Origin of the sequence: Allocoleopsis franciscana PCC 7113, from assembly GCF_000317515.1 — a bacterium.
GTDB classification, from domain to species: Bacteria; Cyanobacteriota; Cyanobacteriia; order Cyanobacteriales; family Coleofasciculaceae; genus Allocoleopsis; species Allocoleopsis franciscana.
In genome coordinates this window covers 61,832-76,615 of record NC_019738.1, presented here as the reverse complement: position 1 = coordinate 76,615, position 14,784 = coordinate 61,832, and the positions used below count along the sequence as shown (strand labels likewise).

13 protein-coding genes and 1 tRNA gene are annotated in these 14,784 nt (G+C 44.7%); 9 read left to right on the top strand and 5 right to left on the bottom strand.

All coding sequences use genetic code 11. The features are described 5' to 3' along the window. Nucleotides 1–166: 166 nt before the first annotated feature. The 7 genes from MIC7113_RS00335 to MIC7113_RS00305 all read left to right on the top strand — a co-directional run bounded on the left by MIC7113_RS00335 (nucleotide 167) and on the right by MIC7113_RS00305 (nucleotide 6,391). Nucleotides 167–1,222 carry a sirohydrochlorin chelatase gene (locus MIC7113_RS00335; protein WP_015180174.1) on the top strand — a complete coding sequence of 352 codons (1,056 nt, stop codon included), beginning with the start codon at nucleotides 167–169 and terminating at the stop codon, nucleotides 1,220–1,222. 289 nt (nucleotides 1,223–1,511) lie between these two features. Further along, nucleotides 1,512–1,784, top strand: coding sequence for a regulatory protein SipA (gene sipA, locus MIC7113_RS00330; RefSeq protein WP_015180173.1), 273 nt, complete (start codon nucleotides 1,512–1,514; stop codon nucleotides 1,782–1,784). A 555-nt stretch (nucleotides 1,785–2,339) separates the two neighbouring features. Next, nucleotides 2,340–3,434: an MraY family glycosyltransferase gene (locus tag MIC7113_RS00325; RefSeq protein ID WP_015180172.1), complete on the top strand. Its 1,095-nt coding sequence runs from the start codon at nucleotides 2,340–2,342 to the stop codon at nucleotides 3,432–3,434. Nucleotides 3,435–3,940: 506 nt separating this feature from the next. After that, nucleotides 3,941–4,450: a DUF4149 domain-containing protein gene (locus tag MIC7113_RS00320; protein WP_015180171.1), complete on the top strand. Its 510-nt coding sequence runs from the start codon at nucleotides 3,941–3,943 to the stop codon at nucleotides 4,448–4,450. Between the two features lie 167 nt (nucleotides 4,451–4,617). Continuing rightward, nucleotides 4,618–4,986 (top strand): hypothetical protein, encoded by a 369-nt coding sequence (locus MIC7113_RS00315; RefSeq protein ID WP_015180170.1) that lies wholly within the window; start codon nucleotides 4,618–4,620, stop codon nucleotides 4,984–4,986. Between the two features lie 59 nt (nucleotides 4,987–5,045). Then, nucleotides 5,046–5,900: a formyltetrahydrofolate deformylase gene (gene purU, locus MIC7113_RS00310; protein WP_015180169.1), complete on the top strand. Its 855-nt coding sequence runs from the start codon at nucleotides 5,046–5,048 to the stop codon at nucleotides 5,898–5,900. A gap of 107 nt (nucleotides 5,901–6,007) precedes the next feature. Beyond that, on the top strand, nucleotides 6,008–6,391 hold the full coding sequence (locus MIC7113_RS00305; RefSeq protein WP_041779833.1) for a PQQ-dependent sugar dehydrogenase: 384 nt from the start codon (nucleotides 6,008–6,010) through the stop codon (nucleotides 6,389–6,391). 45 nt (nucleotides 6,392–6,436) lie between these two features. Here the strand turns inward: MIC7113_RS00305 and MIC7113_RS00300 are convergent, their stop codons facing one another. From MIC7113_RS00300 to MIC7113_RS00290, 3 genes are all read right to left on the bottom strand, one after another. Further along, nucleotides 6,437–7,471: an SMP-30/gluconolactonase/LRE family protein gene (locus MIC7113_RS00300; protein WP_015180168.1), complete on the bottom strand. Its 1,035-nt coding sequence runs from the start codon at nucleotides 7,469–7,471 to the stop codon at nucleotides 6,437–6,439. Nucleotides 7,472–7,871: 400 nt separating this feature from the next. After that, nucleotides 7,872–7,942: transfer RNA gene (locus MIC7113_RS00295), tRNA-Gly, on the bottom strand. Between the two features lie 75 nt (nucleotides 7,943–8,017). Beyond that, on the bottom strand, nucleotides 8,018–9,052 hold the full coding sequence (locus MIC7113_RS00290; protein ID WP_015180167.1) for a hypothetical protein: 1,035 nt from the start codon (nucleotides 9,050–9,052) through the stop codon (nucleotides 8,018–8,020). A gap of 139 nt (nucleotides 9,053–9,191) precedes the next feature. Here MIC7113_RS00290 and MIC7113_RS00285 point away from each other — a divergent pair, with 139 nt between their 5' ends. Next, nucleotides 9,192–9,962, top strand: a complete 771-nt coding sequence (locus MIC7113_RS00285) for a class I SAM-dependent methyltransferase (protein ID WP_015180166.1) — start codon at nucleotides 9,192–9,194, stop codon at nucleotides 9,960–9,962. A gap of 32 nt (nucleotides 9,963–9,994) precedes the next feature. Here MIC7113_RS00285 and MIC7113_RS00280 read toward each other — a convergent pair whose 3' ends face one another. Beyond that, a complete protein-coding gene (locus MIC7113_RS00280; protein ID WP_015180165.1) occupies nucleotides 9,995–10,600 on the bottom strand; it encodes a hypothetical protein in 606 nt (201 codons plus the stop codon). Nucleotides 10,601–10,700: 100 nt separating this feature from the next. Next, nucleotides 10,701–12,956: a Tex family protein gene (locus tag MIC7113_RS00275; protein WP_015180164.1), complete on the bottom strand. Its 2,256-nt coding sequence runs from the start codon at nucleotides 12,954–12,956 to the stop codon at nucleotides 10,701–10,703. A 1,259-nt stretch (nucleotides 12,957–14,215) separates the two neighbouring features. On the opposite strand from MIC7113_RS00275, the gene MIC7113_RS00270 reads away from it, so the two are divergent. Continuing rightward, entirely contained in the window at nucleotides 14,216–14,680 is a 465-nt protein-coding gene (locus MIC7113_RS00270) for an RNA recognition motif domain-containing protein (protein WP_015180163.1), read from the top strand. Nucleotides 14,681–14,784: the final 104 nt, after the last annotated feature.

The following is a 14,784-nucleotide window of genomic DNA, read 5'->3' as shown; positions in this document are numbered from 1 at the left end:
GAAGGATGAAAAAAGGTTGACTTGTAAAAGCTCAACCTTAAAAAGTACAACCAAGTAATTGTTGTCACAATTACGTTCTGTCCTTCATACTTCCTTAAGCCAGAACGCCTATTTGTTGCCTGTCCACTCTATCTCCTGCCTCGCACGGGAAGAAGCTTGAACGTTAATGTCTACCGCCAATACAATCGATTTCACCCCTGACTCTCTATCTTTACCCCCTCTACCGCTACAACGACCTTTGTTGATGATTGGTCATGGCACTAGGGATGAGGATGGGCGTCAAGCATTTCTGGATTTTGCTCAAGCGTACCAGGCTTTAGATCCCTCCCGCCCTGTTCTGCCCTGTTTTCTAGAACTAACCGGCCCAACCATTCAGGAGGGGGTAGATCAGTGTGTAGCACAAGGCTACACCGAACTCTCAGTTTTACCGATTCTGCTATTTGCTGCACGACACAATAAGTTTGATGTCACCAATGAGTTAGACAGAGCTAGAGCCAAACATCCACAAGTTAAATTTCACTATGGGCGGCATTTTGGCATTACTCCAGGAATACTCGAATTATGGCGCGATCGCCTTGCTGCATTGGATGGTTTACCACAAGAGCAGCAAGTTAACCCGTTAGATGTTGAAAGGTCTAACCTTCAACCTTCAACCTTAAGACAAGATACCGTCTTGCTTTTTGTCGGTCGAGGTTCTAGCGACCCGGATGCCAATGGGGATGTGTACAAAATGGCTCGCGTTCTCTGGGAAGGGAGCGGCTACCAAACGGTTGAAACTTGCTTTATCGGCATTACCCATCCTCGTTTAGAAGAAGGCTTTCGTCGTGCTCGCTTGTACCAACCCAAGCGGATTATTGTTCTGCCGTATTTCCTGTTTACAGGTGCCTTAGTCAAGAAGATTTTTGACATCACTGCCCAGCAGCAGGAGAAATATCCAGAAATTTCGATGACCTGTTTGCCAGAAATGGGAATTCAGTCTCAGCTTTTATCGATTCTACGGGAGCGGGAAATTGAGACTCAACTGGGGCAGGTACAAATGAATTGTGAGATGTGCAAGTTCCGGCTGGCAGCGGTTGGGAAAGATGGCGCTCACGGTCACTCTCACGACCATAATCACCAACATGGTCATCACCATGATCACGGACATCACCACTCCCACCCAGCGCCAGACCCTTATGCTGATTTGGGGCAATATCACCAACGCATTTGGAAGGCTCCTTAATTAGGATGAGGGGTGACGGAAAAGGGATAGGAGGCTGATTAAGAGTCTTAAGTTTAAGTTAAGGAATCCTACACCTCTCCATCTCTGTGTTATGTAGAAGGCTAAATTTTTCAGGATGGTGTCTCTGTGCCCGTCCTGAATTACCTATTTAGGCGAGAAGATAGAACTAAGTGACGCAATCAGCGCTTATGTAAAAGCTAAAGGATGAAGCTTGAAGGATGAAAACTTAGGATACACCTGCTTCTCCATCACCCTTTAGACTGTAGGTGAAATAGTTTGCCTGTAGCTTATGTCTAAGGAATTTGCTGTTGGCGATCGCGTCCGGGTGATCGCACTACCACGCTACGTCAAGACGGCTGAACCCATGCCGATGCTGCGCCCCCCAAATGTGATTCACATTGGGGAAGAGGGTATCATTCTTGATCGGCGTCCTGGGGGATATTGGGGTGTTCGCTTTACCAAAGGAGCGTTTCTGATGGATAGTCAGTACATTGAGTCGGTCGATACCGCCTCAACAACTCCCCAAAGCCATGAACCGCTACCAGAATCCTCCGAAACCTAATTCACTACGCCCAACTTACAAGTAATTTTCTAGACAGATAAAGTGACGCAGTTATCTTACCTCTGTCTTCAATTTACTGGGTGTTTGTAGATGCATCGGCTCTGCGTGATCGGGTTGAAGCCCTCACCAAAGGTAATCGGACGTGTTTGTTCTAACGGCACTCCCTTCCCCTTGACTGAGACTAACTACCGCTTTGGTTTCCATCCTTAGTGTGAGCTGAGTACGGACGCCGTTTGTTGTGCAGTGTTAACTTCAACACTAGGTGCAGGCTGTAGCTATCTTAAGAGTGCATAGGCTGGTGTGAAGTCATAGAGATCTGGTATCAGAGTCCATGCCTCTGAGAAGTCTGTCTCAATACATCACATCTATATATAGATGACAAAGTGGCAATTTCCTGAAATACGGAAACTTTCGTAAGGTAATCTTTGACACTAATGCCGTTGATCTTTATTTTATACAGGCATAAGCGAAAAAACTTCGGTAACACTTTAGCGGATTGATTCGTGTACTGTTGAGGCTAATGTTAATGATTGGCAGTCTGGCGGGAATTGGGAGATGAATTTTTACGACTTGCTTCGGTCTCTCGGCATCGCCGATCCCAGTGGAACTGGCTGGCTGGCGGTGGTTTTTACCTTTGCGTTAGCTTGGGGGGTAACTTGGCGTTTTATTCCATCAGTGCGCTCTTTTGCGTTACGGGTTGGTTGGGCTGACCAACCTAATGCTAGACGACTGAACCGAGAACCTTTACCCAATGCGGGTGGATTAGCTATCTATGCCGGAGTGGTTGCGGCACTAATACTCGCAAGCCTGTTAAGACCTATTGTGATCGAAGGGGTCTTAGCTGAAGTCCTAAGCATTCTCTTGGGCGGCTCAATCTTGGTACTGGTAGGCTTCATTGATGACCAGTTTGGGCTACCTCCCCTATTTCGCCTGTTGACTCAAATTCTTTCGGCACTTTTGTTAGTCGCCAATCACAGTGGAATTGAAGCGACCTTTGGTACTCCGATTGACCCCTTGTTCTCGGTGGTTCTCACTGTACTTTGGGTTGTGGGAATTACCAATGCCATCAATTTAATGGATGGGATGGACGGATTGGCTGGGGGAGTGAGCTTTATCACCGCAATGAGCCTTTTGGCAGTTTCCGCTCAATTTCCCTCGCGTGCAGCCGCTACCTTGCTTTTAGCGGCACTGGGAGGGGCTGCACTCGGCTTCTTACGGCATAATTTCCATCCGTCCCACATCATTATGGGGGATGCCGGAGCTTACTTCTTCGGTTATGTGCTGGCGGCAACCAGCATCTTAGGCAACTTGAAAGTAACCACAGTCTTTGCTCTGGTGCCCCCAGTTCTGTTCTTGCTCTTGCCCGTGCTGGATACCACCCAGGTTTTTATTCGGCGACTGATGGCGGGTAAAAATCCCCTCAGTACCCCTGGGAAAGACCACCTGCATCACCGCTTGTTAGCCTTAGGATTATCCCAGCGCCGCACCGCCATCACCCTTTGGGGGCTGACTGGGGTTGCCAACTGGGTGGCGATGAAACTGCAAGGTATGACTCCAATCGTGATTCATGCCACCATGGCTAGCATCGTTATGCTGTTAAGCTTTACGGTTTGGCAACGGATGCGGAATGTAGCTTCAAAGTCTCCCTAAGGGGGTGATGTGGCACTTAGGGATGCGGAATGTAAACTTTATTTACCCTATCCAGGTTCAAACGATATTGCAGTTCATCGAAGAAAGAAGTCTGGGCGACTATCGTAAAACTATAGACGTCCAAGGGCTAGCGTCGATGAGGAAGCAACAGGCCCAACGCTAGCTAAAGCCCCTAAAGTCGCTGCCAATATTGATGAAACGCGCATATTTTACTCTGGATGAGGTGCTTATCCGAACACTCAGCTTTGCCCCTATGTTTAGTTGCAAATCACCAATTATCCTTTGGTTTCCAGAGTCAGTCCTCACGAAGTCAAGTTTAAGAAAATTATTTGCCAATTGGTGATTAAGATGTAAGCTTTCTTAACAAATCTTAGTAATAAAACCCAATTGCAGTTTCTAGTAGATATTATTTAATTGTTTTGGGGTTAGATTGAAAAAATACTTCATGATTATTGCTAATAGTATTCGTTAAGCTAAAAGTAGGACAGAGATTTAGAGGGAGTTCTATGAACGCTGTTTTTGCCACTGGCTCAAAGCAACCCTCATGGCAAACGATTGCGATGTTTGCCTTGGGGTTTTGGCTGAGTGGCAGTCTAATTGTCGATTTTGTACTCATGCCCGGTCTTTATGCGGCTGGAATGATGAGTCAATCCAGTTTTGCAATAGCTGGTTATTCTATTTTCTGGGTTTTTAATCGTATCGAGCTGTTGTGTGCTGCTCTGGTATTAGTCAGCCTTTTAGCGCTTCGTGGAACGTCAAATCTTTATCATCAGGTAAGACGCTGGGCGATTTTCTTATCGGCGCTCTTGTTAACAATTGCCATCATTTATACCTATTTCATGACGCCGCAGATGAGCGCCCTGGCAGTACAACTGAATCTTTTTGATCCAAGTACTGAGTTACCGACCGAAATGGTTTCCATGCAGGGAGGATATTGGCTGCTAGAAGTTGTCAAGTTAGTGGCAGGTGCCACAGTGCTTGGCTGGTGCTACCGCGATTCCCGTCGGCTGACCTAACCAGATTTAAGCATTAATGTCAATGGCTCCTCACGGGTGTGGGGAGCTTTTTGTTGAGAAAAATATTTGTTAAGGAAACAAAGGGAGAACGATGTATTGTATTTAACAGAGAATTTCTATTCCCAAATTTTCTAGAATTGACAGATTAATTCTCAAAAATATGAACCATGATTAATCACAGAAAGCTGAGTGTATATCTACCCGAAAAACTTTACCAAGTTCTTATTTATTATCAAGGTCAACAAGGATTTGAGACGGCCTCCGATGCTACTGTCGAAATCCTATCTCAGTTTTTTAATAAAGCCAATGAAGGTAAACAGTATGCAACGGTGGAGCAAGTAGAAACACTGAAGGAAAACGTTATCCACCTAAGCCAGCAAATTGTACAACTCCGGCAATTAATCACGAGTTCTGCTCCAAACGCAGCAGATAGAACACTGTATGCCGAAAGTAACCCCTACAATGTTGAAAGTACCAACTTTGAGGAAGCAGAAGATGAACCGGATGAAATCTTGTCTGATTTTATAGAACATTAATTTTTAGGTTACGCTATTCCTCATAGTGTTTTTAGCCTCGTCTTACTCCTGCTCACATCATGACAAGTTCTACTGCTACACTACTGATTTCTTGCCCTGATCAAAAAGGACTTGTCGCCAAAATTGCCAATTTCATCTACTCTAACGGCGGTAATATTATCCATGCTGACCAACATACAGATTTTGCGGCTGGATTGTTTTTAACCCGCCTCGAATGGCAGTTGGATGGCTTCAATTTACCCCGTGAGTTGATTGGACCAGCCTTTAATGCGATCGCACAACCCTTACAAGCAGAATGGCAGCTTCACTTTTCGGATACTATTCCTCGAATTGCTATCTGGGTGAGTCAGCAAGACCACTGCTTATTAGACTTACTTTGGCGACAACGGGCTAAGGAATTTTCAGCAGAAATTCCATTAATTATTAGTAATCACCCTAATCTCCAAGAGATTAGTGAACAATTTGGGGCAGACTTTAAACACGTTCCAATCACCAAAGAAACTAAAGCTGAGCAAGAAGCCAAACAGTTAGAACTCCTGCATCATTACAACATTGATCTGGTGATTCTGGCTAAGTACATGCAAGTTATTAGTTCAGAATTTATTAGCCAATTTCCCAAAATTATCAACATTCACCATTCCTTTCTGCCCGCTTTTGTCGGTGCTAAACCTTACCACAAAGCTCATGAACGAGGCGTTAAAATCATTGGTGCTACAGCCCACTATGTCACGCCCGAACTGGATGCAGGCCCAATTATTGAGCAAGATGTGGCACGAGTCAGCCATCGGGATAGTGTTGCTGACCTGATTCGTAAAGGTAAGGACTTAGAGCGAGTCGTTTTAGCTAGGGCAGTACGCCTACACTTGCGCCATCAAGTACTCGTTTATAGTAATCGTACAGTGGTATTTGCTTAAAAATTCATACGTAATGTAATAGTTGGAAATTCCGTTTTTGAAATCTTTTACTTCAGAATCCCGAAACCTCAAAAGCCACTGCCAAACCCGGTGATGCTGATTATGGAATGCTTTACATCGCGGTAGCTGATGGTGGGAGCGATGGTTTTCCTGTGAGCGATACAGACCCCCTGGATAATGGACAGGATTTAGGCACACCGCGAGGAAAAATTCTACGCATCAAGCCGTTGGGAAATAATAGCATCAATGGTAAATATGGCATTCCTGCTGACAATCCATTTGTGGACGATGGCGACTCGAAGACACTGGATGAAATTTGGGCCTATGGATTGCGTAACCCTCATCGATTTAGCTGGGATACTGGCGGTGACGGCAAGATGTTGATAGTCGATACGGGTCAGGCTTTTATTGAAGAAGTGAATCTTGGCAAGAATCCCCCAATTATCGAAGCACAGTGCAGTCAATGCTATGACAACGCGCGACACCATTGAAAAGCTACTACAGGGGAAGTGATAACGAGATGGCGTCAAAAGTGATTAGCTACTCCCCTTTCTCCCTGGTTGCACGCCTGGAATTTTGAGGCGGATACGGTAAAGGCTATTGCTTGCGGTAATGTAAAGGGTTTTGTAGTCCTCATCGCCCCAGGCTATATTGGCAGCCACTTCAGGCACTTCAATCGTGCCTAATAGATTGCCTGATGGAGAGAAAACCCATATTCCCCCTGGCCCAGTACTGTAAACATTTCCCTCAAGGTCTACCTTCATTCCATCTGGTACACCCTGTTTATTCGGGTCTTTCAATTCTGCAAATAACTGTCCATTTTCCAAAGTACCGTCCGATTTGACATCGAAAACACGAATGTGACCTTCTTGGGAATCATTTACATATAGTTTTGTTTCATCCGGGGAAAAAGCAATGCCATTTGGACGCACGAAATCTTTCACTAACAAAGTCACTTTCCCATCTGGTGCGAGGCGATAGACACCATAGAAGCCCAGTTCCTCCTGCTCAGATTGAATGCCATAGGGGGGGTCAGTGAAGTAGATGCTTCCATCAGATTTGACCACCAAATCATTTGGACTGTTGAGTCGCTTTCCCTCGAACTGGCTTGCCAGCGTAACAACCGTGCCGTCGTTTTCAGTACGAGATACACGGCGATTACTATGTTCAGCACTGAGTAAACGCCCTTCCCGGTCTAGAGTATTACCATTAGTATTGCCAGAAGGACGACGAAATATTTCTGGTTTTTTATTGGCTGTCCATTGATAGATAGTATTGGCAGGAATATCACTAAAGAGTAAGAACCCTTTCGGATGCCAAAGAGGCCCTTCTATAAACTGGAAGCCTCCCGCTACTTTTTCGACTTGGGCGTTATCATCTAAAATCACTTGTAGACTATTCTTGTTGCTCATATTCCTCAACTGTGCTGAAGTTAAGCCGGATTGAGAACGAGACTTGGAGCATCGAAACCCTAAATCATTTCTTGCTTCAGTAACGCTGTTGCTGGGCGCAGTGCCTAAAACGGTAAATAAAAGGCTGTATAGAGTAACTCTCAAGATTATATTTTTCATGCTAATATTGTTAATTATTTTAGATATCCGTGATAATTAACCTAAAATCCTTACCCTCTAAATCAGAAGTTTATGATAATTCCTGGTAGCATCTATCTGATAAATTTCGAGCATAATGAGATGAATGGTGATATCTTTGTCTTCGCACTTAGAACAGTCTTTAACTTTTAATTCCTTTTGACACTCTCCCGAATTCAAGTCGGAGAATTCTAAGGGGAATGCGCGGCGGAAGACTCTTTCAGGGGGTTGAAGTTTGGCGTTAGTGGTGATAGTCCCTATGATTAGCGCAGAGCGATCGCAACTCAGGGTATTGGTTCGCAGGCTACAACACAATCACGATTGATGTAGCACCCAAGCTTCACCCTCTGATTGCCAGATAGACCTTGCTTTTACAAAACGAAGCGGGCGGCGAGAATCGAACTCGCATCATTAGCTTGGAAGGCTAAGGTTTTACCACTAAACTACGCCCGCAAATGTTTATGCATGAAATTTCACTTTACTGAGTTTAGCACACCTTTCGGCTAAATTGGCAAGAGTCAACCCCACTCAATTTTGCGTCGGACTAATGGTCAGGGTGAGGCTGTAGTCTCGGTAAACAGGTTTACCTGCCATCTGTGTTGGAGTACATTGTTGCTGCTCCACAAGCTTCTTTGCCAGTTGCTCCGCTTGAGGGGCACTCAGATTTTGAGGTAGTGCTTGAGGAAGTAGGCGCAGCAGTGTTGCTTTCCCAAGGTTATCAATCAATACTTCCACTTTCAACGGCAAAGCTTTATCTAAAGTAATTCCCAGAGGGGTTAGATAATCGCTAGGGAGTGGATTGCTGTCTGATTCGCAGGTAGCCAGCTTGTCGCCGTCATTAATGTGGAGAACATCTTGGGCATTACTCACTGGCTCAAGCCTGCCCAGAGCGACTATGAATCCGCCACCTTGCTTAGAGTTAGATGAATTCTGCCCTGCGGGTGAACCCGTAGAAGCAAAGGGACTGGGAGAGGGAGAGGGTGTTGACCCATTTGTTTGATTACCCTGGTTACCGGGTGAGTTAGGGTTGCTTGAGGGAGTCTGTGTTCCAGATGGCTGATTGTTGGAAGGAGTGGGCGTAGGAGAACGGCTTGGTTTTGGTGTTTCTGGGGACTGGTTTTGAGCCGGTTTGGTTGTTGGCGAGTTCGTTGCTATCGGTACCCCTTTGGAGGGGGATGAATTCGTGGTACCGGATGCCGTTGTCTCTTTAGTCTGCGGTGAGTTGCTAGGGACTGAACTGGAGGACGCTGGAGTGTTAGGAACTGAGTTTGTCGGAGTGTTGGCTGATGGCGGATTTTGGGTGATGGTTGAGGTCGTCGCTGGCGTGGGTGGAAGTGAGATTTGGCCTTCGGAGGCTACAGCAATCACATCTATAGGAATGAAAATTCTAGCCGCCGGAAAGTGATTAAGACGTACCATCATCCATAAACGCAGCATCCCAAAGGCAAATAAATGGATGACCAGAGAACTTAAAACAACAATCGCCCACAGCCCTGGTGGGTCGGAGTGACTCCGCTCAGCCACAGGAGTGTAAGCCGTTGGCTTCTGATTGGGTTGAGTCATACTTGCTACCAATGGTGACGCCCTTCTTTTTAATACTGCCAAAAAGCTTCTGTCGATCTGGACAAACGGCTAAGATAACTTAACTATTTACAGAAATACGGATATTTTTGTCACATTAGACCCATTTGGGAGAGCCACAATGAGCATGAAAGAAAATAATCCATCCCTGCCGATACGTGTAGTGGTTGTTATCCTGGTTATCCTGCTTTGGCTCACCCTCAGTGGCTGGAGAATTCAACGTCCTCCAACGGCTAAATCAACTGGTGTTTATCAGGAGCATATTGTTCATAGCTCAGACGGCATTGGTAAATTTTACATGGGTCGAGAAATCGCTAAAGTCATGGGGCATACAGAAGCCCTCTGGCTAGAACGACCGAGTCGAGAGATGACTGAGCAACCGCAGCAAGTTGTAGACGCCCTTGACCTGAAACCAACAGATGTTGTAGCGGATATTGGGGCAGGCACTGGCTATTTTAGCTTTCGCCTCAGTTCATCAATACCACAAGGGAAAGTGCTGGCGGTCGATATTCAACCAGAAATGATTGATATTATGGATTTTCTCAAACAAGAGAATAAAATTACCAACGTTGAACCGATTTTGGGTAGTGTAACCGACCCTAATTTACCCCAAGAGAGTGTTGACTTGGCGCTGATGGTAGATGCTTACCATGAATTTGAGTATCCCAAAGAGATGATGGAGGGAATTGTGCGATCGCTTAAACCCGGTGGACGGGTGGTACTGGTTGAGTACAGGCGTGAAAATCCTTTGGTTCCGATTAAAGCGCTCCACAAAATGACTCAAAAGCAAGCGCGTAAAGAAATGAATGCGGTGGGTTTACAATGGCTAGAAACTCTAAAATTCCTGCCTCAACAGCACGTAATGATTTTCCAAAAACCAAAGGAGCAATGAGTCCGTTAGGAAAAGAATAAAAAGCGCCAATCTTACGTTAACGCTTTACCCATAATCTCCGAATAGCAGACGTACCAAAAATAAAGTGTAATATTGATTTCGCTGAACAACTTGGGGAAACCCTCTAAAAGATTAGAGATTGCCCCACTATTCAAATGTAGCGAGTCTACCGTGATACCTATTGCTAATAAACTCAATCCAATCAGTAAGATGTAGTAGGGAGTGGATTGAATTCGTCGCTTAAAAGCTAATCCGTATCCAACGAGAATAATAGCGTAGACGGAGATAGTAGCAAGCTTGGGAATGCCTGCAATACTGAGGACAACGTGAAGTCGATAAATTTCGTTAAATAGAAAACCTCCTGTTAAAAGTGCAGAACACAGAATAAAAAAGTTTTCTTTTCGGCGAGGTTTAATTTTTCTGAGCAAGGCAAAACTAAACGCACAAACTACGGGGGGAACAGCGCACAGAATTTGGAAGGTATTCGTTAAAAACCCGACATCCAAAGATGCAGCGAAAGGCGGGTGACGGAATAACTCTTGTACCGATGAGCCAAAGAATTTGGCATAGACAATCAGCGCCAAAACCAGCAGTAAAGATAAACTATTGAGCCAAAAAAACGAGCGGTGAGTTTTCATAACATGACTTGGAACGTGATTGGCTCAATAGATATACAAGGTTAGATGATGTAGTTCCGCACATCTGATTATATGAGGCGACTGGGAAAGGGTGCTTTCACTAGTTCTTTTTACCGAACTTTGCCTTCAAATCTTCTATCGTTGGCGATTTCGGTTCTATGCGCTTGCCGATCTTTTTGCTATTTCCTTCACCACTGGCTTTATCGGGTGACTTCATAGACAAGCTAATTCGCTTTAATTTTTCATCCACTTCCAACACCCGTACTTTCACCACCTGCCCCACTTTGACAATTTCTTTGGGGTCTTTAACAAATCGGTCTGCTAGCTGTGAGATATGCACCAATCCATCTTGATGTACACCGATATCAACAAATGCCCCAAAATTAGCAACATTCGTGACACTACCTTCGAGTTCCATGCCGATTTGTAAGTCAGAAATTTCCTTGATTCCTTCTTTAAAGGTGGCATACTTAAACTCAGCGCGTGGGTCTCTTCCTGGCTTTTCTAGTTCGCTGATGATATCGCGCAGGGTGGGTAAGCCAACGGTATCGGTCACGTATTTCTTCAAGTCAATTGACTTAAGTTGCTCTGCGGCTTGAGAAATTTGTGTCAAGGGGACTTTTAAATCCGACGCGATCGCTTCTACAACCGGATAACTTTCAGGGTGTACGGCGGTATTATCTAACGGATTCTCCCCATTACGAATTCTCAGGAATCCTGCCGCCTGTTCAAATGCTTTTGGCCCCAATTTAGCAACTTTTAGGAGTTTACGACGATTGGTAAATGCGCCATGCTCATTGCGATAGTTGACAATATTTTTGGCAATTGTAGGTGTCATGCCAGAAACAAACGTGAGCAATTCTTTGGATGCAGTATTTAAATCGACACCCACATAATTCACACAACTTTCTACCGTTTCATCCAGCTTCTTCTTAAGCAATTTCTGATCCACATCGTGCTGGTACTGTCCGACACCAATCGATTTAGGGTCAATTTTCACTAATTCAGCCAGTGGGTCTTGTAATCGGCGTCCAATACTAATTGAACCGCGTACTGTAACATCTTGGTCGGGAAACTCTTCTCGTGCCACCTCGCTGGCTGAATAAATTGAGGCACCCGATTCATTAACTATTACCTTAATCGGTTGGCGATCGCTTGTTTTCAGGACTTCAGCGACAAACTCATCCGTCTCGCGGGACGCTGTACCGTTACCGATCGCAATGAGCTCAATCTTGTACTTCTCAATCAAACTCTTAACTATACTAGCCGCTTGCACACGTTGACCCGCACCGGTATGGGGAAATATTGTTTGGTATTCCAGAAATTTTCCCGTTTCATTTAAAACAGTGACCTTACAGCCAGTCCGAAAACCTGGGTCAATCGCTAATGTTGGCTTCATTCCCGCCGGCGCTGACAGCAACAACTCGCGGAGATTGGTTTCAAAGGTCTTAATTGATTCGATATCCGCGTAAGCTTTCCTATCGGCGCGAACTTCGGTTGTCAGGGACGTTTTCATCAGACGGTTGAAGGCATCTTTAAGCATTCCCCGATAAAAGTCCCGCACGGCTGGAATCTTTGTGCGAATCTCTTCTGATTCCAAGTAAGACTGTACTGCATCTTCATCAAAAGAAAGGTCTAAATTTAATATCCCCTCACTCTCACCTCGGAATAATGCCAGCATATTATGGGGGATAATATCTTTTGCATTAACTTGGAAATTCCGGTACATTTCAAATTTGGTGGAACCTTCCGGATAGTCATCTTTAATTCGCGAAATGAAGACTCCATTTTGCATCAAGTAATCTCTCAGATAAGCACGCACATCTGCTTTTTCAGAAACTTCTTCTGCCAAGATATCAGAAGCCCCTTTGAACACATCTTCTAATGTCTTAACGCCCTTCTCATCAGAGATATATTTGGCTGCTTCTTGCTCTAATGAGGCAGGTTTGGCAGTGGGATTATTCAGGGATTTAATAAATTCAGCAAGGGGTTCTAACCCTTTTTCCCTAGCAATTGTTGCTCTTGTGCGTCGCTTGGGTTTGTAGGGTAGATAAAGGTCTTCTAATTCGTTTTTCTGTAAGCAGCCTGCGATTTTGCTTTGGAGTTCATCAGTCAGCTTACCTTGAGATGCGATCGCTTCCAAAATTGATGCCTTCCTGTTTTCCAGTTCCGTCAGGTAGGTATATCTCTCTGAAAGGTCACGCAGTTGAATTTCGTCAAGGGAGCCTGTACGCTCTTTACGGTAACGTGCGATGAAGGGAACGGTGGCACCCTCAGCGAAGAGTTTGAGGGCATTTTGGATTTGAGAAGGTCTGAGGGAAAGTTCCTCTGCCAGTGTTTGAGGGATATTCAGCATCGGGTCTGTGTTCGTCTACCTTTTACAGGATAAGCACAGAAATTAGGCATTGACCTATTGTTGGGGCGAGTTGACGGAAAAATTTTATTAATAATCGATAAGTCTTTCAATCGAAGAGTTTCCTTACCCCGATACAGTTTATCGCTCAGTCGTCCCAGTACAATACCTTGGCTAGTCTTGCGTTCACGCCAATTCACTTTCCAACAACAGATCTATATTTCTTAACCTAATAATCGAGTTGGAAAATTAAGTAGTTCTACCCAGATGAGCTTCCAATAGAATTTCTGCCTATATTTTGCTAACAGCTTGATTTTATTCCACAAAATGAAAACTTCAAGTCTTAGCCGGACGGAAAATTCTCTCATTGACATTTTGTTTTTTGAGAAAAATGGTAGATTGCTTACGAGAGAGGCTTTTTAGGTCATTACATAGGCAAAATATTTTTGATTATACTTACGGATGGCTCTAAGTGATCACTTCTCATTCTTAATATTCTCTGTAACTGAAAAAGCGCTCAGGAGTCTTGCCGTGTTTCGACCCCAAGCGCTTTTTCTTCCTTTCTCCTCACACCCACAGCATTAATATACACTATTTGCTTTATTCGTCAAGTCGCCAAATGATCACTGATACTAATTTGTACTCAACGTATAGTAAAGCAGTGGGATGCATCAAACATCTCAAATGGTAGAGTACGCTTCAACGGTGAGGAACTCTAGCTGCTTCATAAACAGGCAGACAGGGCAACGAACCTTTTTCCCGGCTAAATGGAGCGCTGCATTGAAACTAATCAGTTGCTCATTGTGTCAATTACCATTAAGGTCATTTAGTCGGTACTGGGTTAGCATTTACAAAGGGTGAGTTCGAGCCTCGACCTCTCTCCTTCGCTACCCCCTTGGTTACATCGTTTTTCAGCAAGCTACAGCTAAAGGCGGAAATCTGTCTGTTATACTAGCTTGCCTACAGGAGAGCGTGGTACGTTATGAATAGTGTAAACATTCTGTAATAATCAGAATAAGGGAAAACAATTAACCTTAATCCTGCTACTTGCGAACCCAAGGTCTACATGCGGGTCGTAATTGCCCTGGATGAATGGTATATAGGAGTTTGGCTTTATTACATCAGTCTATTGTGTTGAGGTTGGTAAGGATCGTCAGAGATTGTCTGGACGTAGGAACCGTTCGTCAATCCAATCCATCCTTAGCCAAGATGACTGCTCCTGCTAACAAATTTGTTTGAATCCAAGTCTGGAGGTATTTCTCATGTCCGTTCGTCTCTACGTAGGCAATTTACCAAAAGAAGAAGTAAACCGCGATGAACTACATGCTGTTTTTGTAGATGTTGGTGAGTCTGTTTCCACAAAGGTGATCAAAGACCGCAAAACTGGCAAGTGCCGGGGGTTTGCCTTTGTCACCGTACCAACAGATGAACAGGCGGATGAGATCATTGAGAAATTCAATGGTCACATGTTCCAAGAGAGCGCCCTAAAAATCGAAAAAGCTCTACCACGCTCAAAGAGTCAACAAGAGGAAGAAGAACCCCAACGCTCATCGAGCAATCACACTCCTCCTACTCGTCGTGCAGGCAATAAAAAGTCTAAGCGTGGTAATGACCAACGTACAACAGCAGCATCCTCTGACGCAGGCGGATTTCAACCTGATCCGCGTTGGGCGGGTGAGTTGGCGAAGCTAAAAGAGCTTTTATCAGCTCAAGCTAGCAATCCCTAGCTGCGATCGAAATGTTGTACTCACTCAGGTTATTCTTCTCGATAATCTGAGTGCAGTGCAATCAAGGGTTGTCCATTTTAAGGGATTCAAAATGGTAAACTCTC

Excerpts from the sequence above, each read along its gene's own strand:
- MIC7113_RS00305 (WP_041779833.1), top strand. The coding sequence starts at position 6,008 with ATGCTTTACATCGCGGTAGCTGATGGTGGGAGCGATGGTTTTCCTGTG.
- MIC7113_RS00335 (WP_015180174.1), top strand. The coding sequence starts at position 167 with ATGTCTACCGCCAATACAATCGATTTCACCCCTGACTCTCTATCTTTA.
- MIC7113_RS00300 (WP_015180168.1), bottom strand. The coding sequence starts at position 7,471 with ATGAAAAATATAATCTTGAGAGTTACTCTATACAGCCTTTTATTTACC.
- MIC7113_RS00325 (WP_015180172.1), top strand. The coding sequence starts at position 2,340 with ATGAATTTTTACGACTTGCTTCGGTCTCTCGGCATCGCCGATCCCAGT.
- MIC7113_RS00275 (WP_015180164.1), bottom strand. The coding sequence starts at position 12,956 with ATGCTGAATATCCCTCAAACACTGGCAGAGGAACTTTCCCTCAGACCT.
- MIC7113_RS00285 (WP_015180166.1), top strand. The coding sequence starts at position 9,192 with ATGAGCATGAAAGAAAATAATCCATCCCTGCCGATACGTGTAGTGGTT.
- MIC7113_RS00315 (WP_015180170.1), top strand. The coding sequence starts at position 4,618 with ATGATTAATCACAGAAAGCTGAGTGTATATCTACCCGAAAAACTTTAC.
- purU (WP_015180169.1), top strand. The coding sequence starts at position 5,046 with ATGACAAGTTCTACTGCTACACTACTGATTTCTTGCCCTGATCAAAAA.
- MIC7113_RS00290 (WP_015180167.1), bottom strand. The coding sequence starts at position 9,052 with ATGACTCAACCCAATCAGAAGCCAACGGCTTACACTCCTGTGGCTGAG.
- MIC7113_RS00270 (WP_015180163.1), top strand. The coding sequence starts at position 14,216 with ATGTCCGTTCGTCTCTACGTAGGCAATTTACCAAAAGAAGAAGTAAAC.
- MIC7113_RS00280 (WP_015180165.1), bottom strand. The coding sequence starts at position 10,600 with ATGAAAACTCACCGCTCGTTTTTTTGGCTCAATAGTTTATCTTTACTG.
- MIC7113_RS00320 (WP_015180171.1), top strand. The coding sequence starts at position 3,941 with ATGAACGCTGTTTTTGCCACTGGCTCAAAGCAACCCTCATGGCAAACG.
- sipA (WP_015180173.1), top strand. The coding sequence starts at position 1,512 with ATGTCTAAGGAATTTGCTGTTGGCGATCGCGTCCGGGTGATCGCACTA.